This window comes from Streptomyces sp. NPDC057302, assembly GCF_042667685.1.
Taxonomy (GTDB): Bacteria; Actinomycetota; Actinomycetes; order Streptomycetales; family Streptomycetaceae; genus Streptomyces.
In genome coordinates, this window is record NZ_JBHUZJ010000001.1 from 45,479 (window position 1) to 71,360 (window position 25,882).

A 25,882-nucleotide genomic window follows, 5' to 3' on the forward strand; every position below is an offset into this window, starting at 1 on the left:
CGTTGCCCCATGCGCCGGGTGCCCCATGCGTCGGGGCCGGGCCCGCCTCCACGCGGACCCGCCCCCGACCGGTACTGACTGACCCCGTCGGCTCTAGGAGCCCGACCGCACCACCTTCACGTCGGCCGCCCGAACGTACGCCACGCGGTGCCCGAACTGGATCTCGTAGTACGTGTCCTTGCCGCGCACCACCTTGTGCGGCGCGGTGTCGAACGTCGGCGCGTAGAAGTACTCGCCCGGCACCTTGTCGCCGGTCGCGTACTTCTGCCCGGCCAGGAGCTTGTACGGCAGCGGTGTGACCGGCTGGACCGGGACCCCCGCCGGGTAGGCCTCCTTCTCCGGGTAGGCCCGCCCGTACACCGGGACCTCCTTGGCGTCGCCCTTCGGCGTCACCACGAGCCCCTTGGCGTCGACGGCGGTCGGCTGCTTCTTCGGGTTCTTGAACCAGGCCTTCTGGCCCAGGTACCAGACGGCCGTCCAGTCGCCCTTGCGGTCGGCGACCGCGTACTGCTGGCCGGTGGACAGGCGCGCGCCGGTGTCGTTCACGCCGGTCGTCGATTCACCGCCGCCAGGACGCAGACCGATGTCCTTGATGAGCGGCGCGTCGTCACGCGGCTCGGTGTGGACGCGCACCGCGGCGGAGCCGTGCGGCGCGCACTTCTCGCCCGCCTTGACGCAGCCCGTGTACTCCGGCTGGTTCTTGGCGTAGTCCGGCGCCACCGTCACCAGGCCGCCGTTCGGGCCCGCCGAGCGCTTGAAGGGCTTGCCCATCAGCGTGAAGTAGTGCTGCCAGTCCCAGTACGGACCGGGGTCGGTGTGCATGCCCGCGATCGTCGAGGGCAGCGTGCCCGGCACGTTGTCGTGGCCGATGATGTGCTGGCGGTCCAGCGGGATGCCGTACTTCTTCGACAGGTACTTCACCAGGCGCGCCGACGAGCGGTACATCGCCTCCGTGTACCAGGTGTCGGGCGCGGTGAGGAAGCCCTCGTGCTCCAGGCCGATCGACTTGGAGTTCACGTACCAGTTGCCCGCGTGCCAGGCGACGTCCTTGGCCTTCACGTGCTGGGCGATGTGGCCGTCCGTGGAGCGCAGGGTGTACTGCCAGGAGACGTACGTGGGGTCCTGCACCAGGTTGAGGACGCCTTCCCAGCGGCCCTCCGTGTCGTGGATGACGATGGTGTCGATGCTCTGGGTCTTGGGCCGGTTCCCCAGGTCGTGGTTGCCGTAGTCGTCGTTGCCGTTCGGGTCCTTGAACTCCTCGTACGGAGCCGGGATCCACTCGCACGACACGGTCGAGGGGCACTCGGTCTCGCCCTTCGGGGCCTTGCGCAGCCCCATGCCCCGCACCTGCGCGGCGTCCGGCTTCAGGCCGGCGACCGCGGCGAGGGCCACGTGCTGGCCGGAGTCCGTGGTGCGCTCCTGGCCGTCGTGGATGACGGCGAAGACATCATTGGCGTACGTCGCGGCGGTGGCCTGGTCGTCCGCCCCGGAGAAGCGGGCGATCGCGCCGTACCAGTCGGCCGGATCGTCGCTCAGCGGCTTGCCGAGCTTCTTCTGGGCGGCGGCGAGCAGCGCGGCGCCGCCGCGCACGTTGGCGGCCGGGTCGGTGCGCAGCCGTTCGGCGGACTGCCCGCTGAGCTCGGCGGCGCGCGGCAACGTCTTGAGCCTGTCGGGGAGTTGGGACTCCTTGGGTACCTTGGCGGTGAACTCCTTCGGCTTGAGGACACCCCGCGAGGCATCACCGCGCGGGTCCTCATCGCCCTCGCTGTGGTGCGGGGCGCCGGCGATGGCGGTGCGCGCGTCGGTGAGGTGCATGGGGCCGTAGCCACCGGTCACGCTCGGAGCGCCGCCGTGGGCGTCCCAGCGCGACTGGAGGTAGGACACCCCGAGCAGCACGCTCTGCGGTACGCGATATTCAGTGGCCGCGGCGGCGAAGGCGCTCTGCAGCCCGTCCGACGACGCGTCGGACGACGAGGGTGCGGCGGACGTGGCGGCAGGGGCGGCGCCGAGCAGCGGAAGCAGCAGACCGGCGGAGACAAGGGCGCCCGCGGTCCTGACGGCGCGTCTGCGCGCGGCAGGGATGCGGGCGGTGGCGGATCCTCGCAATGCAGCCTCCTGGGACGGTGAAGCGTGATGGGGCGTGCGGGGCCGGGCGTGCGTCAGTGGTACCGGCTCTCCGACGATCCGTCAATCATGCCCAGGAGAAGAGATTTCCCATGTCAGCGCCGGTCCCGGCGGGTTTCGCCCCGGGAGGCCGCACGGCCTGCGACGCGTCAGTGGATTGGACCAATGAGCAGCACGAACATCCCTCCGGCCGACGGGCGGACCCGGCGGGGCGGCAGAGGTCCGGTCCACCTGTTCGGGGGATGCCCGGTGCTGCTCAGACGAAGCGGCGTACGAAGGTCAGCGCCGTGTCCGCCACCTCCTGCCAGCGGCTGTCGATCGTCAGGGCGTGGTCGCGGCCCGCCATCTCCGTGATCTCGGTGATGCCGGAGTTCTCCCGCTGTTTCTTGTACGCGCCGTTGGCGAGCGCCCAGGGCACGGCGTGGTCCTTCTCGCCGGAGATGATCAGGAGGGGGCCGCGCCGGGGATTGCGGCAGTCGACCTTCATCTCCGTCCGGGGGTTGATGTTGGCCGCGGCGGCCTGGAAGGGCGGTGCGCACGGGGCCGGGACCGCGTACCGCTCGTAGAGCTCCTTGGCCTCCTGCTCGCTGACGGCGTTGGCGTAGGCATAGCGGAACTGCTCGAAGGTGAGCGGAAGCGCGCGCTTGCGGTTGGCCGGATTGCCGATGATGGGGCGCAGGGAGCGCAGTGTCGAGAGGGGCAGCGCCAGGACGCCGCGGAACGGTACCGGGTCGATCGCCACCGAGACCGCGGAGAGGCCGCGTCCCGCGAGGATCTGGGTGAGCAGCCCGCCGACGGAGTGCCCAATGATGGCCGGTTTGCGCTCCAGCGTGTCGACCAGTGCGGCCAGGTGGTCGGCGATCCGTCCGACGGTCTTGCCCGCGAGGGCCTCGGGCCGCTGCCTGGCCTCGGTGACCGTGTCCGCGTCGTCGGGCCACGACAGGGCGACCGGCGCGTACCCCGCGGCCTCGAAGTGGGCCGTCCACAGGTCCCAGCTGCTGGGCAGCATCCACAGACCGTGCACGAACACGACCGGCACGCGCTCGGTGGCGGCGTTGGCGCGGTCGATCTGCTGTGCGTCATTGAGGGACATAGACTGAAGTTACGGGCGCAAGTGACCCTGCGAAATAGGCTGGTTGGCGGTATGGCCGGTGTTGCGCGGTGCTTGTCCGGTCTGCGCGGACCGGGTGGAATCGGGTGTGTGCGCTGTGGCTGGTGCTTCGACGCCTCTCAGCGCGCCGCGCCCGACAGGGCCCGGTCCACCTGCCGCGGGGACAGCGCGTGCTCGACCGCGAGGATGCCCGCGCCGATCGCCGCCGCGTTCTCGCCGGTGCGGCTCGGCTCGATGCGCAGCACATGCGTGGCCAGCGGATGCGAGCGGCGGTACACCGCTTCCCGTACTCCCGCCAGGAGTTGGTCGTGTACGGCGGCCAGCGCCCCGCCGACCACCACCGTGTCCGGGTTGAAGAAGTTCACCAGGCCCGCGAGCACCTCGCCCACGGCGCGGCCCGCCTCCCGCACCATGCGTACGGCATCGCGGTTGCCGGACTTCACCAGGCGTACGACATCGCTGCCCGAGGTCGCTTCGAGGCCGAGCCCGGAGAGTTTGCGCGCGATCGCCGCGCCGCCCGCGACCGCCTCCAGGCAGCCGGAGTTGCCGCACCGGCAGGGCTCCTCCAGGTCGCCCACCCGGATGTGCCCGATGTCGCCCGCGCTGCCCTGCGCACCCCGGTGCAGCCGCCCGTCGGCGACGATGCCGCAGCCGATGCCCGTGCCGACCTTGATGTAGAGCAGATAGCGCGTGTCGGGGAAGGCACGGCGCTGCTCGGCGAGCGCCATCACGTTCACGTCGTTGTCGACCAGGGCGCGCGGGCCGAACCGCTCGGCGAAGAACTCCGGGATGGGGTACTGGTGCCAGCCGGGCATGATCGGCGGATCCACCGGACGCCCCGTCGAGAACTCCACGGGGCCGGGCACCCCGACCCCGATGGCCTGCAACGACGCGGGATCGCGGGCGGCCTCCTGGAGCAGTGCGTGCAGCGTCCGCTCGACATGGCTGAGGACCTCCTGAGGGCCGTCGGCGATGGAGAGCGGGTCCTCGCGCAGGGCGAGCATCTCGCCGCCGATGTCCATCAGGGCGACCCGGCAGTGCGAAGCACCCAGGTCCACGCCCGCCACGGCGTGTTCGCGGGTCCGCAGGCGAAGGCGGCGCGGTGGCCGGCCGCCCGTCGACCCGCCGTCCGCCTCCTCGATGAGGAAGCCGTGCGCGATCAGCGCGTCCACCCGCTGCGACACCGTCGAGCGCGCGAGCCCCGTCACACGGGCGATGTCGGCGCGGGTCTCCGCCGCCCCCGTCCGGAGCAGGGCGAGGACTTCGCCGGGTGACGACGGCAGGGAAACGGGGTGATCCGGCGCTCCAGACATGGCAGCCACCTTAGGGACGAGTTTCGCTGCTCACAAGGCCGATAGTGTTCGACAATCGACCTAAGTATCCGTCAACTCCCTTGCAGTGAAAGCTGCTTGAGCCCTTGACAGGTCAAAGTTCGCTCATCACATTGCTCTGCAGACCGCTGCCGAAGGAGCCGAGGGTGCAGGCGATGCAGGCGACGCAAGAGATGTTGGCGATGCGCGGGGTGTCCAAGAGCTTTCTCGGAGTGCGTGTGCTGCACGGGGTGTCGCTCGGCCTCGCCGCGGGTGAGGTGCACGCGCTGGTCGGCGAGAACGGCGCGGGCAAGTCCACGCTGATGAAGGTCCTCGCAGGTGAACACGTCCCGGACGAGGGCAGCATCGTGCTCGACGGGACAGCGCATTCCTTCAGCCATCCCGCGCAGGCCCAGGCCGCCGGGATCGGCATCATCCACCAGGAGTTCGCGCTGCTCGCGCACCGCACCGTCGCCGAGAACGTCTTCCTCGGCCGCGAACCGACCCGCTACGGCCTCGTCGACCGCCGCGCCATGGAGACCCGAACGGCCGAACTCCTCGCCGAGGTAGGCGTATCGGGCATCACGCCACGCACGTACATCCGCGATCTGTCCGTCGCCCGGCAGCAGACCGTCGAGATCGTCAAGGCGCTCGCATCCGACGTCCGCGTCCTGGTCATGGACGAGCCGACCGCGCCGCTCGCCGACCACGAGGCAGGCCTCCTGCACGACCTCGTACGCCGCCTCGCGGCCCGGGGCCTGGGCATCCTGTACATCTCGCACCGCCTGCGGGAGGTCTTCGAGCTCTCGCAGCGGATCACGGTCCTGAAGGACGGCCGCCACGTCACGACGGTCCGCACCCGGGACACGGACACCGACCGGGTCGTACGCGCCATGGTGGGCCGGGAGCTCAGCGCCTACTACCCGCCGCGCGCGGCACCGGACGACATCGGCGAGGTACGCCTCACCGTCACCGGCGGCGGCAACGACCGGCTCCACGGCATCGACCTGACACTGCGCGCGGGCGAAGTCACCGGCATCGCGGGCCTGGAGGGCTCAGGTCGTACGTCCCTGGCGCGGGCCCTGTTCGGAGCGGACCCGTTCACGAGCGGGGTGATGACCGTGGGCGGCGAAACCCTGCGGCCCACCACCCCGCGCCAGGCCATCCGCGCGGGGATCGCCCTGGTGACCGAGGACCGCAAGGCCGAAGGGCTCGCCCTGCGCCAGTCGGTGCGGGACAACGCGCTCCTCGTGACCCGCGCCGTACCGGCCCGCGGGGAGCCGCCCGCTGCCCGCGACCTCACCGCGCTCCTGGCCCGCGTACGCCTCCAGGCACGGGGCGAGGACCAGCAGGCCCAGTACCTGTCCGGCGGCAACCAGCAGAAGGTCGTCATCGCCAAGTGGCTCGCCGCCCGCCCCCGCATCCTGCTCTTCGACGAACCCACCCGGGGCGTCGACGTGGGCGCCAAGGCCGCCATCCACACCCTCGTCCGCGAACTGGCCCGCGAGGGCATCGCCGTCCTGATCGTCTCCTCCGAACTGCCCGAACTCATCGGCATGAGCGACCGCATCCTCGTCATGTCCCAAGGCCGCGTCGCCGGTGAACTTTCGGCGGGAGCGGCCGAGGAGGAGGTGATGCGGCTCGCCACGACCGACGCGTCCGCAGACATGACCGCCCCGTCCGGAGAGGAGCCCGCCGCGTGAGCGGTACTACCGGCACCACCGGCACCACCGTCGCCCCACCGCCCGCGGTGAAGACCGGCGCCCCGAGCCGCAGCAGGCTCACCGACCCCGCCGTCGGCGTCTGGCTCGCGGCAGCCGCCGTCACCGCGCTCGGCTGGATCGTGGTCGCCGCGCGCGGCGGCGACTTCCTCACCCTCTCGAACGTCGTCGGCATTCTCCAGAACTGCGTCGCCCTCGGCCTGGTCGCCGTGGGACAGACCGCCGTCATCCTCACCGGCTCCCTCGACCTGTCGGTGGCGTACCTGATCAGCCTCGGCACGCTGGTCGCAGCGACCACCATGGAGGACGGCAGCGTCGTCACCGCGGTGCTCGCCGTACTCGCGCTGTCGGCTGCCGTCGGACTCGCCAACGGGCTCATCGTCACCGGGCTCAAGGTCAACGCGTTCATCGCGACGCTCGGCACCGCGTTCATCCTGCGCGGCTGGATCGAGGACAACTACACGGGCCCCGCGGGCAAGGTCCCCGCCTCCTTCCAGCACCTGGGCTACGACCGGATGGGCCCGATCCCCGTCTCGCTCCTCCTGCTCGCCGCCGTCGCCGCCGCGATGTGGCTGATCACCCGCCGCACCCGCTTCGGGCACCACCTGTACGCCACGGGCGGCGACGAACACGCGGCCCGGCTCTCCGGTGTCCGCACCCGGCGCACGATCATCGCCGCCCACGTCCTGTGCTCGCTGTGCGTGGGCGCCGCCGCCCTCTTCCTCGCCTCACGGCTCGGCGCGGGCGCTCCCTGGGCGGGCACCGAGGCACGCTACGACCTGGAGTCGATCGCCGCCGTCGTACTCGGCGGCACCGTCCTGGCGGGCGGGCGCGGGGGAGTGGCGGGCACGCTCGGCGGAGTCCTCGTGCTCGCCGTGCTCGACTCCGTCTTCAACCAGCTCGGCGTCGACCCGTTCTTCAAGAACGTCGTACGCGGCGTCGTCATCATCGCCGCCGTCGCGATCTACGCCCGGCGCGGCAGCAGGAGGTCCGCATGAGCAGCGGTACGGCAATCGCCGCCCCCTACAAGCGAGTCGTCCGTTCCCTCGGCACCGGCGCCCCGGTCTATGCCCTGCTCGTCGTGCTCCTCGTCGCGCTCGCCGCCACCGACCCCGGATTCTACGAACCCGACCGCTTCCTCGCCTTCGTCAAACGCGCCGCGCCCCTGGTGATCCTCGCCGCCGGGCAGTATCTGGTCATCGTCTGCGGTGAGTTCGACCTGTCGGTAGGGGCGATCGTCACCGCGGGAGTCGTCGCGGCGGCCGAGGTCTACGGCTCGTTCCCGGACGCGCCCTGGCCGCTCATGGCCGCGGGACTGCTGCTCGCCGGGGCGGTCACCGGCCTCGTCAGCGGGCTGATCACCACACGCCTGAGAGTGCCCTCGTTCATCACCACCCTCGGCATGATGCTGATCCTGGAAGGTGCCGTCTTCTTCTGGACGGGCGGCTCCCCGCACGGACAACTCTCCGAAGGCTTCCGCCAGATGGGGCGCGGCACCGCCATGGGCTGGCTGCCCTGGGCGGTCATCGCCTGCCTCGTCGCGGGCCTGGTCGCCGTCCTGCTCATGCGCTCCGATTTCGGCCGTACGTTGATCGCGACCGGGGACAGCGAACGCGCAGCCGCCCTCGCGGGAGTCCGCGTGCACCGCGCCCGCATCATCGCCTTCGTCCTGTCCGGCGCGGCGGCGGCGCTCGCCGCGGTCCTCGTCGGCGGCTTCTCCGGGGTCTCCGCGCAGGCGGGCCGTGGCTACGAGTTCGAGGCGATCACCGCCGTGGTCCTGGGCGGGGTCGTGCTCGGCGGCGGCCGGGGCAGCGTGGTGGCCGCGATGGCGGGCGCCTTCTCGCTGCAGGCCCTGTTCACGCTGCTCAACCTCCAGGGCGTATCGGGCGCCCTGGAGTCCACCGTCCAGGGCGTCATCGTCATCGCCGCGGTCGGGCTCGGGGCCGCCGACTGGTCCCGGCTGCGCCGCCGTCGTACCCACTCCTCGGGAGGCAGACCCTCGTGATGCACATCAAGTCGAACCGCAGGCGTGCGCTGGTACCCGCCGCTGCACTCCTCGCGGGCGCCCTGCTCGCCTCCTGTTCCAGCGACACGCCGCCCGACTCGCCCGCCGGGGCCTCGCAGGCATCCGACGCCGACGAGGGCGGCGACAAGCCCTCCAAGTTCTTCGAACAGGCCGAGTACGACCGCCAGTTGAAGCTCGGCAAGGAGACCCCGCAGGGCCCCGCCGGCAAGCCCTGGGAGCAGATGCTCGAACCGGAGATGACCGACACCGCCCAGTACAAGAAGAAGGGCTCGGGCGGCACCCACCTCTGCTTCTCCAACGCCGGTGTCTTCAACCCCTGGCGCCAGGTCGGCCTGAAGAACATGAAGGCCGAGGTGAAACTGCACGAGGAGATCAGTGACTTCACCGTCCTTGACGCCCAGGGCAAGGACGACAAGCAGATCTCCGACATCCAGGAGCTCGCGGGCAACAAGGACTGCGACGCGCTCATCGTCTCCCCGAACACCACCGCCACCCTCACCCCCGCGGTGAAGGAGGCCTGCGGAAAGCTTCCCGTGATCGTCTTCGACCGCGGCGTGGAGACCGACTGCGCGGTCACCTTCGTCAACCCCATCGGTGGCTACGGATACGGCGCGGTCGCCGCGGACTTCCTCGTCGACAAGGTCAAGCCCAAGGGCAAGATCCTCGCCCTGCGCATCTCGCCCGGCGTGGACGTCCTCGAAACCCGCTGGTCCGCCGCGAAGCTGGCCTTCGACAAGAGTGAACTCGACGTCGTGGACGCCAAGTTCACCGACGGCGACCCCGCCAAGACCAAGTCGATCGTCTCCGACGCGATCTCCCGGCACGGCTCCATCGACGGCGTCTGGATGGACTCCGGCGCCACGGCCGTCGCCGCCGTCGAGGCCTTCGAGGACGCGGGGGTCGACGTACCGCCGATCACCGGCGAGGACCAGCAGGACTTCCTCCAGGTGTGGAAGGACAAGAAGCTCACCGCGATCGCCCCCACCTATCCGACCTTCCAGTGGCGCACGCCGGTCATCGCGGCCCTGCGCGTCCTGGACGGCAAGCAGGTCCCCAAGGAGTGGAAGCTGCCGCAGCCCACGGTCACGCAGGCCAACCTCGACGAGTACCTCCAGGAGGGCATGCCGCCGCTGCACTACGCGATGTGCGGCTGCCAGCAGATGCCGGGCTTCCCCGGGGACTGGGGAGGCAAGAAGTGACGTACACCGCCTGGCAGTTGGGCGCCAACCCCTGGATCTGGCACTCGCCGGTCACCACCGAGGTGCTCGGCGAGACGCTGCCGCGCCTCGCGGGCTGGGGCTTCGACTGCGTGGAGCTGCCCCTGGAACAGCCCGACGACTGGGAGCCCGCCGCGGCGGCCAAGCTCCTCGACGCCACCGGCCTGACGCCCGCGGCCGTCGTCGCCGTCATGCCCGACGAGCGCAACCTGGTCCGCGCCGACCAGGGCACGCTGCGCACCACCCAGGACTACCTCCGCCGCTGCGTCGACACGGCCCACGCGATCGGCGCGCCCGTGGTCGCGGGCCCGGTGTACGCGGCGGTCGGCCGTACCTGGCGGATGGACCGGGCCACGCGCGAAGCGGCGTACGAGGAGTGGCGCGAGCACATCGCGCCGGTCGTCGAGTACGCGTCGCGCGCCGGTGTCCGCATCGCCGTCGAGCCCCTCAACCGCTACGAGACCAGCCTGTTCAACACCGTCGCCCAGACCCTGGAGGGCCTGGCGGGCCTGCCCGAGGAGTCGATCGGCGTCGCCCTGGACACGTACCACCAGAACATCGAGGAGCACTCCCTGCCCGAAGCGGTCCGCACGGCGGCGGGCCGCATCGCCCACGTCCAGGTGTGCGCCAACGACCGCGGAGCCCCCGGCGCCGACAGCCTCGACTGGCCCGGCTTCCTGCGCGCCCTGGGCGATGAGGGCTACCGAGGGCCGCTCTGCATCGAGTCGTTCACGGCCCACAACGACGCCATCGCCATCGCCGTCGCCGCCTCCGTCTGGCGGCCACTCGCGCCCACCCAGGACGCGCTCGCGACCGACGGACTCGGCTTCCTGCGCCGCACCGTGGCCGCCCTCTGAGCACCACCCCCCGACATCCGGCAATCCCGCACGTCCGTCCGTCCTTCCCAGCAGACCAGCAGAGAGAGGACCACCCCATGGACTGTCATGTGCGTGACAGAAGACTGCGCGACGCGAGAGGCTTACGAAGAGCGGTGATCGCCATGGTGGCCGCGCTGCTGCTCGCCGTCGGGTTCCTGCCCGCCACGTCGAGCGCCGCCGACAAGGCGCCCGCCTTCCGCGCGCTGCTCTTCACCAAGGCCGTCGGCTACGTCCACGACTCCATCCCGGCCGGCGTCCAGATGGTCAAGGAGCAGGCCGCCGCGGAGAACTTCGAGGTCGTCGAGACCGCCGACGCCACGGTCTTCGACGACGCGAAGCTCAAGGACTTCGACGTCATCATCATGCTGCAGAACTCCGGCATGGTCTGGGACACCGAAGCCCAGCGCGACGCCATGAAGAAGTACGTCAAGAGCGGCAAGGGCGTCGTCGCCCTGCACAACACCCTGGACATGGGCGTCGAGGACTCCTTCCCCTGGTGGGACGACCTCATCAACGCCGGCGCCCACATGCCCGCCCACTCACCGGGCGTCCTGAAGGGCACCGCCAAGGTCGCCGACCGCGCGCACCCCTCCACCAAGGGCCTTCCCGAGCGCTGGGAGCGCCCGGAGGAGTGGTACAACTTCGACAAGAATCCCCGCGGTGACGTGCACGTCCTGGTCACCGCCGACGAGACCACGTACGACCCGGGCGGCTCCAAGATGGGCGCAGACCACCCCATCTCCTGGTGCCGCAACGCCGAGGGCGGCAAGGTCTGGGCCACCGCCATGGGCCACGACAAGGCCTCGTACACCGAGCCCGCCTTCCGTGAGCACGTGCTCGGCGGCATCAAGTGGGCCGCGGGCAACCAGCCCGGCGACTGCGGTGGCACGGTCTGGTCCGGCTACGAGAAGACCGCGCTCGACGACAACACCGCCGACCCGATGGAGCTGGACGTCGCCAAGGACGGCAAGGTCTTCTACGTCCAGCGCAGCGGCGAGGTGAAGATCTTCGACCCGAAGAGCCACTCCACCTCGACGGCCGGCAAGCTCGACGTCTACACCGGCGGCGAGGACGGCCTCGTCGGCATGGAACTGGACCCGAAGTTCGCCACCAACCGCTGGATCTACCTCTACTACGCCCCAGCCAAGGCCACGGACGACGTCAACCGCCTCTCCCGCTTCACGGTCAAGAAGGACAACACCCTCGACCTGGCCAGCGAGAAGAAGCTCCTGGACGTCCCCGCCTACCGCGACCGCACCTTCCCCGAGCCCGGACACACCGGCGGCGCCGTCGAGTTCGGTCCGAACGGCACCCTCTACCTAGGCGTCGGCGACGACACCCCGCCCAACCTCGACCCCAGCTGGCAGGGGTACGCCCCGCTCGACTGGCGCCCCGGCAAGCAGATGCTGGACGCCGCCCGCACCGCGGGCAACACCAATGACCTGCGCGGCAAGATCCTGCGCATCAAGCCCACGGACAAGGGCGGCTACACCATCCCCAAGGGCAACCTCTTCGCCAAGGGCAAGGCCAAGACCCGCCCCGAGATCTACGCCATGGGCTTCCGCAACCCCTTCCGCTTCACCGTCGACCCCAAGACGGGCTACGTCCACGCCTCCGATTACGGCCCCGACCGCGGCGCCCCCGAGACCAACCGCGGCCCCGAAGGCCTCGTCGAGTACAACGTGATCAAGAAGGCGGGCAACTTCGGCTGGCCCTTCTGCCACGGCAACAACCAGGCGTACGCCCCCTACAACCCCGACACCCAGGAAGTCGGCGCCAAGTTCGACTGCGCCAAGCCCACCAACCCCTCACCGAACAACACGGGCCTCAAGGACCTGCCGACGATCGCGCAGCCCGAGATCTGGTACGGCTACGGCGAGTCCAAGGAGTTCCCGGAGATGGGCGCGGGCGGCTCGGCCCCGATGAGCGGTCCCGTCTACCACTACGACGCGAAGAACCCCTCCAAGACGAAGTTCCCCGCCTACTTCGAAGGGGCGAGCTTCTTCTACGAGTGGGCCCGCGACTCGGTCAAGGAAGTCCGCTTCGACAAGGACGGGAAGCTCCTGAAGATCAACGACTTCCTGAAGTCCGCGAAGTTCGCCAAGCCCATGGACATGACCTTCGGACCCGACGGCTCGCTGTACGTCCTGGAGTGGGGCAGCGAGTTCGGCGGCGGCAACAACGACTCCGGGCTCTACCGCATCGACTACGCCCAGGGCCAGCGCACCCCGCTCGCCCAGGCCAAGGCGTCCGCCACGAACGGCCCGACCCCGCTCAAGGTCGACTTCTCCAGCGAGGGCAGCAAGGACCCGGACGGCGACCCGCTCACCTTCGCCTGGGACTTCGACGGCGACGGCACCTACGACTCCACCGAGGCCGCCCCCTCCCACACGTACGACACCAAGGGAGACTTCAACGCCCAGCTGAAGGTCACCGACACCACCGGCAAGTCCGGGTATGCCAACGTGCCCGTCACCGCGGGCAACACGGCGCCCAAGGTGAAGGTCGAGACCCCGGTCGACGGCAAGCTCATCGAGTTCGGCGACAAGATCCCCTACAAGGTCACGGTCACCGACCCCGAGGACGGCACGATCGACTGCTCCAAGGTCACCGTCAATCCGGCCCTCGGCCACGACGACCACGAGCACCCCACCACCGACATCCCCGGCTGCGAAGGCACCGTGGACACCGGTGACCTCGGCGGCCACCCCGAGGGCGCCGACCTCACGTACGTACTCAACGCGAAGTACACCGACAAGGGAGGCGACGGCGTCGGCGCCCTCACCGGATACGGCCGCTCCGTCCTGCACCCCAAGCACAAGCAGGCCGAGTACCACGACGACCAGTCAGGAACCCGCATCGTCTCCCAGGCGGGCGCCGAGAACGGCAAGCGCATCGGCGACATCAGCGATGGCGACTGGATCGCGTACAGCCCGATGAGTGTCGAGGGCGTCAGCAAGGTCAGCTACAAGTTGTCATCGCCGTACGGCGTCGGCTCGATCGAACTGCGCGCGGACGCGCCCGACGGCAAACTGCTCGCCACGACACCCGTCCCCAACACCGGGGGCTGGGACACCTATCAGGCCACGCCCGACGTGCCGGTCGAAGCGCTGGCCGGGACACACAAGCTGTACGTGGTCTTCAAGTCGACGCAGGACAATTCCTTCGACGTAGACGCGGTGCAGTTCACCACGTCATAGTCACCCGGAAGTCGCCGGGGGCATAGACAGGTCCGCAGTGCGCCGTTTCCCAAGGTGCACTGCGGACCTTCCCCCGTCAGCGAGTACCGACGGCCGCCCGCACGGCGCGGCGGGCCAGCTGGCAGTCGTCGTGCAACCGCCGCAGCAGGAGCCGCTGTTCCTCACCGGACGGTGCGGCGCCCGGGTGGGCCGGTCCCGGTGCCACCGGGGCCGCGTCGTGCATCGAGCGCTGCACGGCCATCTCGTACGTACGGATCTCGCGGGTGAGCACCAGCATCAGGTTGACCAGGAACGCGTCGCGCGCCGCCGGTCCCTGCTCCTGCGCCAGCTGGCTGATCTCGCGCCGTGCCACCGGTGCGTCACCGAGCACCGACCACAGCGTCGCCAGGTCATAGCCCGGCAGATACCAGCCCGCGTGCTCCCAGTCCACGAACACCGGGCCCGCGGGGGAGAGAAGGATGTTCGACAGGAGCGCGTCGCCGTGGCAGAACTGCCACGTGCCGTGCGGCCCGGCCGAGTGCGCGATGCCGTGCAGAAGCTTCTGCAGGTCGCCCATGTCCCGGTCGGTGAGCAGACCCAGATCATGGAAGCGGGAGATCCGCTTGCCGTAGTCCATGGGCCTGCCGAACAGCTCCTGCGGCGGACGCCACCGGTTGAGGTGGCGGATCGCGTTGAGCGCAAGGCGTACGTCCGCGCGCGGCGGCGGCTCCACGGGATGACGGGACAGCGCGGCGACGCGTCCCTGCATCCGCTCGATCACCAGCGTGCAGTCCTCGGGGTCCGCCGCGATCAGCCGCGGGGCCCGGACCGGAGGACGGTGCCTGACGAACGAACGGTAGACAGCTATTTCGTGCCGGATCCGCTCGGCCCAGACCGGCGAGTGGTCGAGTAAACACTTGGCGATCGCGGTGCTGCGTCCTGTTGTCCCCACGAGCAGTACGGTGCGTCCGCTGCGGCGGAGCACCTGCACCGGATTGAACTCGGGACAGATGCGGTGCACCGAGGCGATCGCGGTGCGCAGTTGCGCCCCCTGGGGGCCTGACAAGTCGAGTCTCCCGCTGAGCGGTTGCGTGCCGGGCCCCGGAACGCGTCGCGTTCGGCCGGCGCCGAGCGACCCGGCCGCGGGGCGCGCGGGCTCCAGATACGGGCCGCTGCCGGGCTGTCGGCTGTGCAGCGGCCGGGGCGGGGCGGACACGGAGGACGATGCTGTGTACATGGGCGATACAGATCCCTTCGTGTGCCTGCGAGTTGCCGCGCCTCCCTTCCCCGGCTCCCGTGGAAGCACCCTGGGGAATGTCCCGCGGTGGGCCGGGTCGGGGTGGCGCATTCCTACCTGACACCCGGCGTCCCCTGGCACACCATGTGGCGCACCCTGGCGAACCGTGGCGAATAGTCGCTCAGCAACTGACAGAGGGTTACTGTCAACTCAGCCGAGAACCTGGGGGCTTGACGTGAACGGACAACCCAACACCCGACTGTCGGACCTTTTCGGCCTGACAGGCTGGTCAAAAGGGGAGCTCGCGAGACTGGTGAACAGGCAGGCGGCGGCCATGGGCCATCCGCAGCTGGCCACCGACACCTCGCGGGTACGGCGTTGGATCGACACGGGAGAAATCCCGCGCGATCCCGTGCCCCGGGTATTGGCGGCTCTGTTCACCGAGCGTCTCGGCCGTGTCGTGACCATTGAGGATCTTGGTCTGGTCCGGCACGGGCGCGTGGGGAAGCGGCGTGGCGACGGAGGTGTGGAGCACCCCGACGGCATGCCGTGGGCGCCCGAACGGACAGCCGCGGTCCTCACCGAATTCACGGGAATGGACCTCATGCTCAACCGACGCGGCTTGGTGGGCGCGGGTGCCGCGCTCGCCGCCGGCTCCGCACTGACCGGCGCCATGCACGACTGGCTGCACACCGATCCGGCCCTTGCTGCCGATGCTCCCCGTACCGACCATCCCCTGCACGCCGACCCCGCTGGGTTCGACCGCTATGAGGCCGCCCCCATCGGGTCGCAGGAGATCGAGGAACTGGAGACCTCCGTCGAGGTGTTCCGGGCCTGGGACGCGGCCCGCGGTGGCGGGCTGCAGCGCAAGGCTGTGGTGGGACAGCTCAATGAAGTGGGCGGCATGCTCGCCTACCGACACCCCGACCATCTCCAGCGCCGCCTGTGGGGCGTCGCTGCCAACCTCGCCGTCCTCGCGGGCTGGATGTCGCACGACGTCGGCCTGGAGCCCACGGCTCAGAAGTACTTCGTGATCGCCGCGCACGCGGCTCGCGAGGGGGGCGACCGGCCGCGCGCCGGTGAGGCCCTGTCCCGGGCGGCGCGCCAGATGGTGCACCTGGGGCGTCCCGACGACGCCCTCGACCTGATGAACCTCGCCAAGTCGGGCTCGGGCGAAGAGGTCCTGCCGCGCACGCAGGCCATGCTCTACACCATCGAGGCCTGGGCGCAGGCGTCGATGGGCAAGGGGCAGGCGATGCGCCGCACGCTCGGCATCGCCGAGGACCTGTTCGTCTCCGACAAGGGGGATGTGCCACCGCCCAGTTGGATGCAGATGTTCGACGAGGCGGACATGCACGGCATGCAGGCCCTGGCCTACCGCACCCTCGCCGATCACGACGCGTCCGCCGCCAACACCGCCCAGCGCCACGCCAGGGAGGCGATCGACCTGCGGTCCAAGGGCCGCGACCGCTCGCAGATCTTCGACTACATCTCGCTGGCATCGGCCTGCTTCATCGGCGACGACCCCGAACAGGCCGATCGGTACGCGCGGTTGGCGCTCGTGTCGATGGGGTCGAACTCCTCCCATCGCACGTGGGACCGGCTGCGCGAGATGTACCGCCTGACGGCTCAGTACTCGGGCTACCCGAAGATCCAGGACCTCCGTGAGGAGATCAAGCTGGCCCTGCCCAAGGCGACGGCCAAGACCGGAGGTGGCAGCCGGGTCCGCGCCTAGGACCCGGCACGATCGGCGGAGGGGGGGGACGCGGGTCAGGAGTTGATCCGTGCGATCAGCAGGCAGGCGTCGTCCTCGCGCGGGGCCACGCCGAACTCTTCGACGACCGTCCGTACGCAGTCCTGCGCACCCCGCGTGTCCGTGAAGCGCGGCGCGAGCGCGAGCAGCCGGCTCGTCGCCGCGTCCCTGGAGCGCCGGGGAACCAGTCCATCGGTGTGCAGCATGAGGAGGTCGCCGGGTTCGAGTCGTACGTCGGCCTGCTCGTACGTGGCTCCGGAGGTCGCCCCGAGGATCACTCCTCCCGGTGGCGTGAGCGCGCGCCCTGTCCCGTCGCGGAACAGCAGCGGGGCGGGGTGGCCCGCCTGCGCCCAGGTGAGGGTGCGGGTCGCCGGGGTGTACTGACAGCACACCGCGCTGCCGAGAGCCGGCTGCGTGGTGGTGTCCAGTAACTGGTTGAGCCAGCCCATCAGTTGGCCCGGCCGCACTCCGGCGACCGCCATGCCGCGGACCGCGCCGAGCAGCATCGCCATGCCCGATGTGACGGTGACGCCGTGCCCGGTGAGGTCGCCGATGCTGAGCAGGAACTGGCCGTCGGGCAGTTCCATCGCGTCGTACCAGTCACCGCCGATCAGCGAGCTGTTCGAGGAGGGGAGGTAGTGCGCGGCGAGGTCGAGCGCCGTGGGTCCGCCGTGCGGGAACCGCAGGGAGCCACGCCACGGCGGCAGCACGGCCTCCTGCAGTTCGACCGCGAGCCGGTGCTCTGTCTGCGCGATGTGCCGCTGGCGCTGCAGCGAGTCACGGGTCTCCCGCAGCACTCGCTGGCTTCGGCGCAGTTCGCTGACGTCCCGCAGGACCGCCCACATCGAGGCGGTGCTGCCGTCAGCGGCGAGCACGGGCTCGCCCATCATGTGCACCTGTCGTACGCCGTCGTCGGGGCGCACGATCCGGAACTCGCCGTCGATCGGCTTACCGTCGATCAGGCAGTCCGTGACCATGGCCGTCAGCATCGGCTGGTCGTCGACGTGCACCAGGGAGGGCAGTTCGTCGAGGGAGAGCGGGGGAGCCTGCGGGTCCCGCCCGAGGATCTGGTACAGCTCGCCCGACCAACTCGCCTCGTCGCTCAGGAGGTTCCACTCCGCGCTGCCGACCCGGCTGAGCAGTGAGCCGCGCCGCGGTTCGAGCGGTGCGGGCACGGCCGGGGCGACGGGCTCCACGGCCTGCGGCACGGGCCCGTCCCTCAACTGCGCGAGGTGGTCGTCCAGGTCGTTGAGCTGATGGACCGCCAGGTCGCACAGGGCGCGCTGCCAGCGGTCCTGCGGGTCGCCGCCGTCGGCCCCGGTGTCACGGCGCACCGCGTCGACCTCACCGCGGAGCCGGCGCGTCTGCGTGATCAGCGCTTCGACCGAGCCGCGCTCGGGCGGCTGGGCGGAAGGGCGGTCCGCGAAGACATGGGACGGCATGAGGTGCTCCGTTGAGGATGCGGTGCGACCAAACGGGCGGGATGGACCGCTAATGACTTTCGCACAGCCGGGGGAGGCCCGTAAGGGATTTGGCAACACACGGCACGGTCATGCTTCTGACATATGTCTATGTCCTTCGGAACGGTACGTTCCGAAGGACCGGTCACGATCAACCGCGCATGGAGCGGACGACAGCGGGAACGCGGCGGTCGTGGTCGCGTCTCCGAGGCGCAGGTGCTGGTTGCACGAGGGCGCGGCATGGGGGATGGTTGCCTGAAGGTAACGATTTCCCCGAGTCGATGAGGTGAGGGATCCGCCTAGCGGGTCTTCAATATTTGGTCACTACCCAAGTGCAGACCGTCCCCGGCCGGGAGCCGGATTCCCAGTTGGGTGCCGCTCCTTACCCCGTTCTCGTCGCTGACGCCGAGGGCGCGATCGTGCTGCGCAACGACGCGGCCGGAGTGCTCCTGCCCCGGGCCCGTGCGGGCGCGCGCCTCGCTGACGCCGTCCCCACCTGGCTCTCCACCGCGCACGACGCAATAGGGCCGTCCGGCCAGGGCGCCGACGAGGCGGTAGGGACTTCGGCCTCGGGTCCGATCGGCGGGCGCAGCTTCGAGGCGCACCCCAGCGTGCGGGGCGACGGCACCGTGGTGTGGTGGCTGGTCGATGACACCGATCATCGACTGGTCCGTGAAGCCCTGCGCGTGGAGCGTGAGCGGACCGACTTCCTGGCCAAGGCGTCCAGCCTGCTGCTCTCCTCCCTGAACCTCGAGCGCTGTATGGATGTGACCGCCCAGTTGGCCGCGGAGTACTTCGCCGACGCGGCCCTGGTCATCGCGCCCTCGCACGGGCGCCGGCTGCCGGTGGTGACCTGCCTGCACGGCGAGAGCCCCGTCCGGTCCCACCAGTCGGTGAACCCGGAGGACGTGCCCGGCCTCAGCGAGGCCCTGCGCGGTTTCCCGCCGGTTCCTTCGCGATGGATCGACCCCGCGGTGGCACCGGCCTGGATGGTGCCCGCGGGCTTCGGTCCCGTCGGCTCGATAGTGATCACCCCACTGCCCGGTCACGGCGTCCCGGCCGGCGCGCTCGTGCTGCTGCGCCGTTCCAGCACGGCGGCGTTCACCGACGGCGAGGAAGTCTTCGCCCGGCTGTTCGCCACGCGGGCCGGGGCCGCCATGTCGGCCGCACGCCTGTACGCGGAGCAGGCCTCGATCACCGAGGTCCTGATGCGCGAGCTGCTTCCTCCCTCGCTGCACCAGATCTCCGGTGTGGACTTCGCCGGCGGCTACCGCCCGTCGGAGGACCACGAACGGATCGGCGGGGACTTCTACGACGTGCACCCGGCCGCCGTCGAGGGCGAAGCCTCACTCGTGACGCTCGGGGACGTCTGCGGCAAGGGACTTGAAGCCGCGGTGCTGACCGGCAAGATCCGCAACACTCTGCACGCCCTGCTTCCCATGGCGGACGACCACCAGCGGATGATCAGCCTGCTGAACACCTCTCTGGTCAATTCCCATCACACCCGGTTCGCGACGCTGGTCCTGGCCTCCGCCGTGCGGGAGGGCAGCGGGGTGAGCCTGCGGCTGACCAGTGCCGGTCATCCGGCTCCGCTGATCGTGCGTACGAGCGGTGCGGTGGAAGAGGCCGAGACGCGCGGCACGCTGGTCGGGGCGATTCCCGACGCGCGGGCCCGGACCGCTGCCGTCACTCTCGCGCCCGGCGAGTCCTGCGTGCTCTACACCGACGGGATCACCGAGGCCAAGGGCGGCCCGATGGGCGGGACCGAGTTCGGTGAGCAGCGGCTCCAGCGCGTCCTGGCGGAGTGCGCGGGCATGCCCTCCGAGGGCATCGTGGAGCGCGTCCAGATGCTCGCGTCCCAGTGGGTCGGAAAGGGGCGGCACGACGACATGGCCGTCGTGGTGATCTCCGCGCCCCGTACCCAGCACCTCAGCGCGGTGAACGGCCATACTCGGGGCAGGTACACCGCATGACGACCCGTACTCCACACCGGCTCACCGCCGGTGAAGCAGTCCAGCAAGCGGCCGACGCGCTGTGGGAAGCCGTCGCGGCGGCCGATGAGCACACGGCCACGGGTGTGGTGCTGCAAGCTCTGGACGACGGCGTCGCACCGGAGAGCGTGCTCCTCGACGTGATCGCGGTGGTGCAGGGAAAGGTCGGTGAGGAGTGGGCCGCCAACCGCATCACCGTGGCCCAGGAGCACGCCGCGACCGCCATCAGTGAGCGTTCCGTGGCTGCGCTCTCCGTGCACCCGGCCGTGCGCACGACGCCGTACCGGGGCAGGATCACGGTGGCCTGCGTGGACGGGGAATGGCACGCGCTGCCCGCGCGTCTGCTGTCCGAGGTCCTGAAGCTGCGCGGCTGGCACGTCGATTACCTCGGCGCGCAGGTCCCTACCCCGCACCTCATCGCCCACCTGCACCGCACCGACACCGACGTGGTCGCGCTCTCCAGCTCCATCGCGGCCCGGCTGCCCACCGCGCACGCCGCGATCACCGCCTGCCAGGCCACCGGCGTACCCGTACTCGCCGGCGGAGCCGCGTTCGGACCCGACGGCAAGTACGCCCGCCTGCTGGGCGCCGACGCCTGGGCTCCCGACGCCCGCGCCGCCGCCGACCGCCTCGCCCGGTCGCCGCTGCCGCGCCCGCACTCCGACCACCAGCCCATCGACGACCTGCCCCACCTGGACGACCAGGAATACACGATGGTCTGCCGCAGCAAGACCGCCCTCGTGCGCACCGTCTTCACGGCGCTGGAAGACGCGTTCCCCGCGATGCGCACGTACAGCGAACTGCAGCGCGAACACACCGCGGAAGACCTCGCACACATCGTGGAGTTCCTCGCCACCGCCCTCTACCTCGGCGAAGAAGACCTCTTCACCTGGTTCATCACCTGGACCGCCCGGATCCTCACCGCCCGCGGCGTCCCCGCGCACAGCCTGCCCCCGGCCCTGGACATCCTGGCCCGCGAGCTCAAGGACTTCCCCAGAGCCACCAGGACCCTCGAACACGGCACCGACGCCCTGACCGTCGCCCACCGCGCCACTACCGGGAACCCCGCATGACCACCATCCCTCCCACCCACCTGCGTCTGACCACGGTCGACACCGCCGACACCGTGCGTATCGAGGTCCACGGGGATCTCGACCACGAGAACGCGGACAGCCTTCTGGAGGCTGCCACCACCAAGCTCGCCGAACATCCGCGCCTGGTCGCCCTGCATCTGCACTGCGCGGGACTCGGCGTCGTCGACTCCATGGGACTCTCGGTCCTCTTGATGATCCACCGAAAGACCAGCGAAGCCGGCGTCCGCCTCCACCTGGACGACCGGTCCGCCAGGCTGGAACGGCTCCTGACCCTCACCGGTATCCTGGAGCACCTCACCGCCTCCCCCCTCAACAGCACGGCAGAACCCCCGATGACCAGCGGGGAAGCGAGAACGGCCCGCCCCACCGGACCGGACGGCACCACCTGAGGCCACTCCAGTCCCCCAGTTACGGGGGCAGGAACCAGACACACTGATGGGGCGCACATGCCAGCACCAGACTCCACCTCACGCAGGTTCACGAACGAGGCCACCCAGTCCGCCGGCGACATGGTCGAACTCCTCGACGTGATGTGGGAACACGCCAGACAGTCGACCGTCACTTCCCCCGCATCCGCCTCGCAACTGCGCCTGATGTACCTCGTCGACCGGAGTGAGGGGCTGCGCATGCGGACCCTGTGCAACCGGCTCGGCACGGCCCCTCCCTCCGTCACCCGCATGTGCGACCGCCTGCAGGCCATCGGCTTCCTGGAGCGTCTGCCCTGCCCCGGCAACGGACGGGAGGTCACCCTGCATTTGACCTCCGCGGGACAGGCACACCTGCAACGCATCCGCGAACACCGCGAGAGCATGCTGCGCCAGGCGATCGACGCCCTGCCCCAGACCGACCGGAGGGCACTGGCCAGAGGACTCGCAGGACTCCACGCCCAACTCACCGAGGACGCCGACGAGCACAGACCCGGCGCCGTCGCGGCAGCCTGATCCCCAAGCGGGGTCAGCAGCCGCCGCAGTTGTAGTAGAGGACGTCCCAGTGGTTGCCCTCGTCGGCGTAGATGTTGCCGGAGCCGGACTTGTACTGCGGGGCGCCGTCACCGCGCGGGCCGATGTAAGTGAACGTGTTCTTCACGTAGTTCGTGACGCAGGTGTTCTTGCCGAAGTCGAGCTTGTAGCCGTTCCAGTGCGAGTACGTACCGCTCGCGTGGCCGGTCTCCGTGCCGCCCGTGACGTTGAGGGCGCACCCGCTGGCGCGCTTGAGGGTCTGCGCCCCTTGCGCGGTGGCGAGATTGAGCTGGTCGAAGGACGTACACGTCGGCCTGTTGCGGTCCGAGCAGCCGCCGGAGGACGACCAGGTGACGCCCGCGTCCCGGAACATCGAGGTCGCGGTGGCATGGCTGATCTTGGTGGCGGCGAAGGCATCGGTGGCCGTGGTGAGGACGCCGAAGCCGGGCGCGACCAGGGCGCCGGTGGTGAGCGCGAGCGCGGTGAGCGCGGAGCGGATGCGCATGCGGGTTCCTTCCTGCTGGTGACCGTGCTGACGATGAGACGGCTGTGGTGCAGGTGGAGCAAGGAGATGGTGCCCGCATTCACGCGTCGGTGCCAGAGGACAAAGTGCCCAGTGATTTGAGCATCTGCTCCTGGTGGCGGTAGCCGACCGTCTCGTAGCCGATCACGGTGACGAACGGCGCCAGCATGACGACGAGCAGGCACACCGCGATCGCGACGCCGGCCGCGGCCAGGAGGACGGCCACGAGGAGCACGGCGAGCGTGAGGGAGATCAGGAGCAGGTGGAAGCGGTCCGCCGCCGACAGCAGCAAGGTGTGCAGCAGGTAGACCATCAACAGATAGAGCCCGACCGGGATGGCCAGCGAGAGGACCACGGCCACATCGCTGAGCTCGGAGTGGTGTTCGAGTTGGAGGCCGGCCACGTGCAGTCCGGCGCCGGCGCCGGCGATTCCGATGAACAGGGGGATGTGCCCGTAGCCGAAGAGGTAGCCGCGTCCGCGCCGGTGCGTGAGGATGTCGCCGAACGGAGTGGAGAAGTAGACCCACCACATGCCGAAGGTGAGCCCGACGCCTGCGATGACGATGGCGATCGCGTTCCCGCTCCAGTGCGTCCCGTCCCCGCCTCCCAGGAGGTCGCCCGACGAGGCGATGGTGCCGACGACCCCTTCGCCGAGCGTGATGATGGCGAACAGGCCGTACCGCTCCGCGACGTGGTGCGGGTGCCACGGCGTGTCGCCCGCGCCTCCCTGGGTGAGCAGCGGCAGCGCGAGCTCCAGCGCCCCGAGCACGATGAACGCGGCGAACACCGCGGCGAGCGGCAGGTGGGAGAACGCGACGAGGACCCAGCCGACCTGGACGACCACGGTCCAGCGGATGTTGGCCACCCCCACGTCGTGGAAGGCGGGGGACTCCCGGGCCGCGCGCCACCACTGGAGCACCATCGCGATCCGCATCACGACGTACCCGATCACCATCGCGCGCAGCTCCAGATGCCCGCCCTCCTCGACGGAGTGGAACATCGCGGGCAGGCCGAGCGAGAACACGACGACGCCGATCATCTGGAGCATCGTCAGGGCGCGGTAGAGCCAGTCGTCGGTGCCGAACGCGGAGGCGAACCAGCTGAAGCTGATCCAGGCGACGCTGATCGCGAACATCGCCAGAAGGAACGCGGTGACCGCCTGCCCGGCATGCCCCGCGGCGACCATCTCGGCGAAGTGGGAAGCGGCGGTGCCCACGGCGACCACGAAGGTGAGGTCGAAGAGGAGCTCCAGCGGCGAGGAGGTGCGCTCGTGCTCCTCCGGATCGCGGCCGGTCATCGGGATCAGCCGCCGTGACAGCGAACGCTTGCCGGTCCTTCCGGTCTTGCCGGCCATTCCGGACCGGTCGGAGTTGCTGGGCCCGCCGACGGCGCCGGTCCCGCTGGTGTCGGGGTGATCGTGGGGGTGATCGCTCATGTGCAGCATCATTTCCGACGTCGCCGGTTCGCAAGCCCGCGACGCACGGGGTGGCCACGAGCCCGCGGGCGGTTTGAGGCAGGCACTTGCCTGTACGCGCACTCCCGCATCTGTCATTCTCCGGCTACCGCGCGTTTTCGGGGGATCGGTGATGCGATATGCGGACATCAACGCGCCCTGCCCGATGGGCTGTTGTTCTTCTGCTCTGCCTTCCGACGACGCTGGCCTGTGCGGACAAAGGTGATGACGCCGACGGGGGTGGCGGCGCGGGAGGCGACAAGAGCGGTGGCGCGCTACCCGCCCCGGGAAGTGGTGGGGGCGGAGCGGACGGCGGGGGAGGGAGCAGTGGCGGGGGCGATGGGGATGACGGTGGTGGTGGAGGCGATGGCGGGACCGGTGGCGGAGGCGGTAGCGGAGGCGGAGGCGGAGGCGGCGGAGCCAAACCCGGTCCTTTGAAGATCCCGGAGTGGGGCAGGAACGGCTTCCTGTTCGACGACGCGTCCGCTGTGGGCAGGGCGAACTGGGCCGAGATCGAGCGTATGTTCACCGCCGCGTGCAAGGACGGCACCCTCTGCGTGCACCTCGTACGGACGTACCTCACGCAGGACGGTCAGCCCACCGAAGGCCCCTGTGGCTACGAATACACCGAGCCACGGGCGGACACGTGGGTCCGACGGGACTACACGGTTCAGGTCGTCGGGGTCTGCGGCTCGGAGCCCGGCGAGACGGGCGGCGAGAGCAGCGACACGGGAGGGCCGAGCGAGTCCGAGAGCGTACCGACCGACGGGCCGTCGACTCTCCCTGATACCGCCCCCGCCCCATGAACGAAGGCAGCGGAGGGCTCGGGCGGCTCGGCACGATCGTGGGCGCGATCGCCGCGCCGACGAGCCTGATCACCGCGTTGCTCTACTACTTCGGCTACTACCACGCGTACTGGTTCTTCGCGTACTTCAGAGTGAACTCCACCGTCCTCGGCTTCGGCATGGCGGACTACCTCATGCGCAGCCTGGACGCCCTGTGGATACCGATGACGGTGACCGCGACCGCCGGTCTGCTCGCGTTCTGGGGGCACGACCTGTTGCGGCACAGAATCGCGGCGGGGACTCGACTGCCTGCCCTGCGCTACCTGATCCCTGCCGTGGCGGGGCTTGGTTTCCTGCTGGCTCTCGGCGGACTGTGGTCGACGTTCACGGGGACCTTCCTCAACCGCGTCCTGACGCTGGCCCCGCTGAGCCTGTCCGTCGGGGTGACCCTGCTGGCGTACGCGCTGCACCTCAGACGTACGTTCGCGGTGGGCGGGCCGAGCAGCGGGGAGGGTGGTGCGGACAGTGACGGTAGTGACGGCGGCGACAGCGACGACGGCAGGGACGGCGACGGCGACGGCGATGGCGACGAACCCACCGCGCCCGCGCCCGCGCCTCCCGACGCCCCCAGCGCCCCGCTCTCCCGGCCCGAATGGGCCGTCCTCGTCGAACTGGCGGTCGTGTTCGTGCTGGTAGGGCTCGGACTGGTCTGGGCGGCCAACGACTACGCGGCCTCGGTGGGCGTGACACGGGCACAGCGCTTCCTGAACGGCCTCCCCGACTACCCGTCCGCCGTCCTCTACAGCAAGGACAGCCTCAGCATCGGCGCTCCGGGCGTACGCGAGACCCGCTGCGACGACAGGCGAGCCGCGTACGGCTACCGCTACGACGGACTCGCGCTCATCCTCCAGTCGGGCGACCAGTACGTGCTCCTGCCCTACGGCTGGACACGGGCCGATGGAGTCGCCCTGGTCATCGCGCGCAACGACTCCGTACGGCTGGAGTTCGGGCCGTCGCCCAGCGCGCGCTCGGCGGCGGCCCGAAGCCACTCCTGCTGAGGG

At 70.2% G+C, this 25,882-nt stretch carries 21 protein-coding genes; 14 read left to right on the top strand and 7 right to left on the bottom strand.

The genetic code is table 11. From position 1 onward, the window contains the following. Window positions 1–93: 93 nt before the first annotated feature. From ACFUPX_RS00185 to ACFUPX_RS00195, 3 genes are all read right to left on the bottom strand, one after another. The gene (locus ACFUPX_RS00185; protein WP_383313426.1) at window positions 94–2,106 is read right to left on the bottom strand and encodes an N-acetylmuramoyl-L-alanine amidase; all 2,013 of its coding nucleotides are present in this window, start codon (window positions 2,104–2,106) and stop codon (window positions 94–96) included. A 274-nt stretch (window positions 2,107–2,380) separates the two neighbouring features. Continuing rightward, entirely contained in the window at window positions 2,381–3,217 is an 837-nt protein-coding gene (locus ACFUPX_RS00190) for an alpha/beta hydrolase (protein WP_383313428.1), read from the bottom strand. 137 nt (window positions 3,218–3,354) lie between these two features. After that, complete coding sequence (locus tag ACFUPX_RS00195; RefSeq protein WP_383313430.1) at window positions 3,355–4,548, bottom strand: ROK family protein; 1,194 nt, start codon at window positions 4,546–4,548, stop codon at window positions 3,355–3,357. Between the two features lie 191 nt (window positions 4,549–4,739). Here ACFUPX_RS00195 and ACFUPX_RS00200 point away from each other — a divergent pair, with 191 nt between their 5' ends. The 6 genes from ACFUPX_RS00200 (at window position 4,740) to ACFUPX_RS00225 (ending at window position 13,587) form a co-directional block, all read left to right on the top strand. Beyond that, a complete protein-coding gene (locus tag ACFUPX_RS00200) occupies window positions 4,740–6,248 on the top strand; it encodes a sugar ABC transporter ATP-binding protein (RefSeq protein WP_383313886.1) in 1,509 nt (502 codons plus the stop codon). After that, complete coding sequence (locus tag ACFUPX_RS00205; RefSeq protein ID WP_383313432.1) at window positions 6,245–7,264, top strand: ABC transporter permease; 1,020 nt, start codon at window positions 6,245–6,247, stop codon at window positions 7,262–7,264. Before ACFUPX_RS00200 ends, ACFUPX_RS00205 begins: the two co-directional genes overlap by 4 nt. Continuing rightward, window positions 7,261–8,271: an ABC transporter permease gene (locus ACFUPX_RS00210; RefSeq protein WP_383313434.1), complete on the top strand. Its 1,011-nt coding sequence runs from the start codon at window positions 7,261–7,263 to the stop codon at window positions 8,269–8,271. Before ACFUPX_RS00205 ends, ACFUPX_RS00210 begins: the two co-directional genes overlap by 4 nt. Then, window positions 8,271–9,491, top strand: coding sequence for a substrate-binding domain-containing protein (locus tag ACFUPX_RS00215; protein ID WP_383313436.1), 1,221 nt, complete (start codon window positions 8,271–8,273; stop codon window positions 9,489–9,491). Before ACFUPX_RS00210 ends, ACFUPX_RS00215 begins: the two co-directional genes overlap by 1 nt. Beyond that, window positions 9,488–10,366, top strand: a complete 879-nt coding sequence (locus tag ACFUPX_RS00220; protein WP_383313437.1) for a sugar phosphate isomerase/epimerase family protein — start codon at window positions 9,488–9,490, stop codon at window positions 10,364–10,366. Before ACFUPX_RS00215 ends, ACFUPX_RS00220 begins: the two co-directional genes overlap by 4 nt. Before the next feature lie 143 nt (window positions 10,367–10,509). Beyond that, window positions 10,510–13,587: a ThuA domain-containing protein gene (locus ACFUPX_RS00225; protein ID WP_383313889.1), complete on the top strand. Its 3,078-nt coding sequence runs from the start codon at window positions 10,510–10,512 to the stop codon at window positions 13,585–13,587. Between the two features lie 76 nt (window positions 13,588–13,663). Here the strand turns inward: ACFUPX_RS00225 and ACFUPX_RS00230 are convergent, their stop codons facing one another. Beyond that, window positions 13,664–14,803 carry an aminoglycoside phosphotransferase family protein gene (locus tag ACFUPX_RS00230; RefSeq protein WP_383313439.1) on the bottom strand — a complete coding sequence of 380 codons (1,140 nt, stop codon included), beginning with the start codon at window positions 14,801–14,803 and terminating at the stop codon, window positions 13,664–13,666. A gap of 235 nt (window positions 14,804–15,038) precedes the next feature. Between ACFUPX_RS00230 and ACFUPX_RS00235 the strand changes: the two genes are divergently transcribed. Then, window positions 15,039–16,538, top strand: coding sequence for a hypothetical protein (locus ACFUPX_RS00235; protein WP_383313441.1), 1,500 nt, complete (start codon window positions 15,039–15,041; stop codon window positions 16,536–16,538). 35 nt (window positions 16,539–16,573) lie between these two features. Here the strand turns inward: ACFUPX_RS00235 and ACFUPX_RS00240 are convergent, their stop codons facing one another. Continuing rightward, entirely contained in the window at window positions 16,574–17,998 is a 1,425-nt protein-coding gene (locus ACFUPX_RS00240; RefSeq protein WP_383313443.1) for a PP2C family protein-serine/threonine phosphatase, read from the bottom strand. 386 nt (window positions 17,999–18,384) lie between these two features. On the opposite strand from ACFUPX_RS00240, the gene ACFUPX_RS00245 reads away from it, so the two are divergent. From ACFUPX_RS00245 to ACFUPX_RS00260, 4 genes are read left to right on the top strand one after another with little or no spacing between them, the layout of a single operon-like run. After that, a complete protein-coding gene (locus ACFUPX_RS00245) occupies window positions 18,385–19,989 on the top strand; it encodes a PP2C family protein-serine/threonine phosphatase (RefSeq protein WP_383313892.1) in 1,605 nt (534 codons plus the stop codon). Further along, the gene (locus ACFUPX_RS00250) at window positions 19,986–21,080 is read left to right on the top strand and encodes a B12-binding domain-containing protein (protein ID WP_383313445.1); all 1,095 of its coding nucleotides are present in this window, start codon (window positions 19,986–19,988) and stop codon (window positions 21,078–21,080) included. Before ACFUPX_RS00245 ends, ACFUPX_RS00250 begins: the two co-directional genes overlap by 4 nt. After that, window positions 21,077–21,490, top strand: coding sequence for an STAS domain-containing protein (locus ACFUPX_RS00255; protein WP_383313447.1), 414 nt, complete (start codon window positions 21,077–21,079; stop codon window positions 21,488–21,490). Before ACFUPX_RS00250 ends, ACFUPX_RS00255 begins: the two co-directional genes overlap by 4 nt. A 57-nt stretch (window positions 21,491–21,547) precedes the next feature. Beyond that, window positions 21,548–22,042 (top strand): MarR family winged helix-turn-helix transcriptional regulator, encoded by a 495-nt coding sequence (locus ACFUPX_RS00260; protein WP_383313449.1) that lies wholly within the window; start codon window positions 21,548–21,550, stop codon window positions 22,040–22,042. A 13-nt stretch (window positions 22,043–22,055) separates the two neighbouring features. On the opposite strand, the gene ACFUPX_RS00265 is transcribed toward ACFUPX_RS00260, so the two are convergent. Beyond that, window positions 22,056–22,565 (bottom strand): hypothetical protein, encoded by a 510-nt coding sequence (locus ACFUPX_RS00265; protein ID WP_383313451.1) that lies wholly within the window; start codon window positions 22,563–22,565, stop codon window positions 22,056–22,058. Window positions 22,566–22,644: 79 nt separating this feature from the next. Beyond that, window positions 22,645–24,018: a low temperature requirement protein A gene (locus ACFUPX_RS00270; protein WP_383313453.1), complete on the bottom strand. Its 1,374-nt coding sequence runs from the start codon at window positions 24,016–24,018 to the stop codon at window positions 22,645–22,647. A 243-nt stretch (window positions 24,019–24,261) separates the two neighbouring features. Here ACFUPX_RS00270 and ACFUPX_RS00275 point away from each other — a divergent pair, with 243 nt between their 5' ends. The 3 genes from ACFUPX_RS00275 to ACFUPX_RS00285 are packed head-to-tail and all read left to right on the top strand — an operon-like array spanning window position 24,262 to window position 25,879. Beyond that, window positions 24,262–24,474 carry a hypothetical protein gene (locus ACFUPX_RS00275; protein ID WP_383313455.1) on the top strand — a complete coding sequence of 71 codons (213 nt, stop codon included), beginning with the start codon at window positions 24,262–24,264 and terminating at the stop codon, window positions 24,472–24,474. Continuing rightward, on the top strand, window positions 24,471–24,842 hold the full coding sequence (locus tag ACFUPX_RS00280; protein WP_383313456.1) for a hypothetical protein: 372 nt from the start codon (window positions 24,471–24,473) through the stop codon (window positions 24,840–24,842). The genes ACFUPX_RS00275 and ACFUPX_RS00280 overlap by 4 nt, the downstream gene beginning before the upstream one ends. Further along, complete coding sequence (locus tag ACFUPX_RS00285) at window positions 24,839–25,879, top strand: hypothetical protein (protein ID WP_383313458.1); 1,041 nt, start codon at window positions 24,839–24,841, stop codon at window positions 25,877–25,879. The genes ACFUPX_RS00280 and ACFUPX_RS00285 overlap by 4 nt, the downstream gene beginning before the upstream one ends. The last annotated feature ends 3 nt before the right edge of the window (window positions 25,880–25,882 follow it).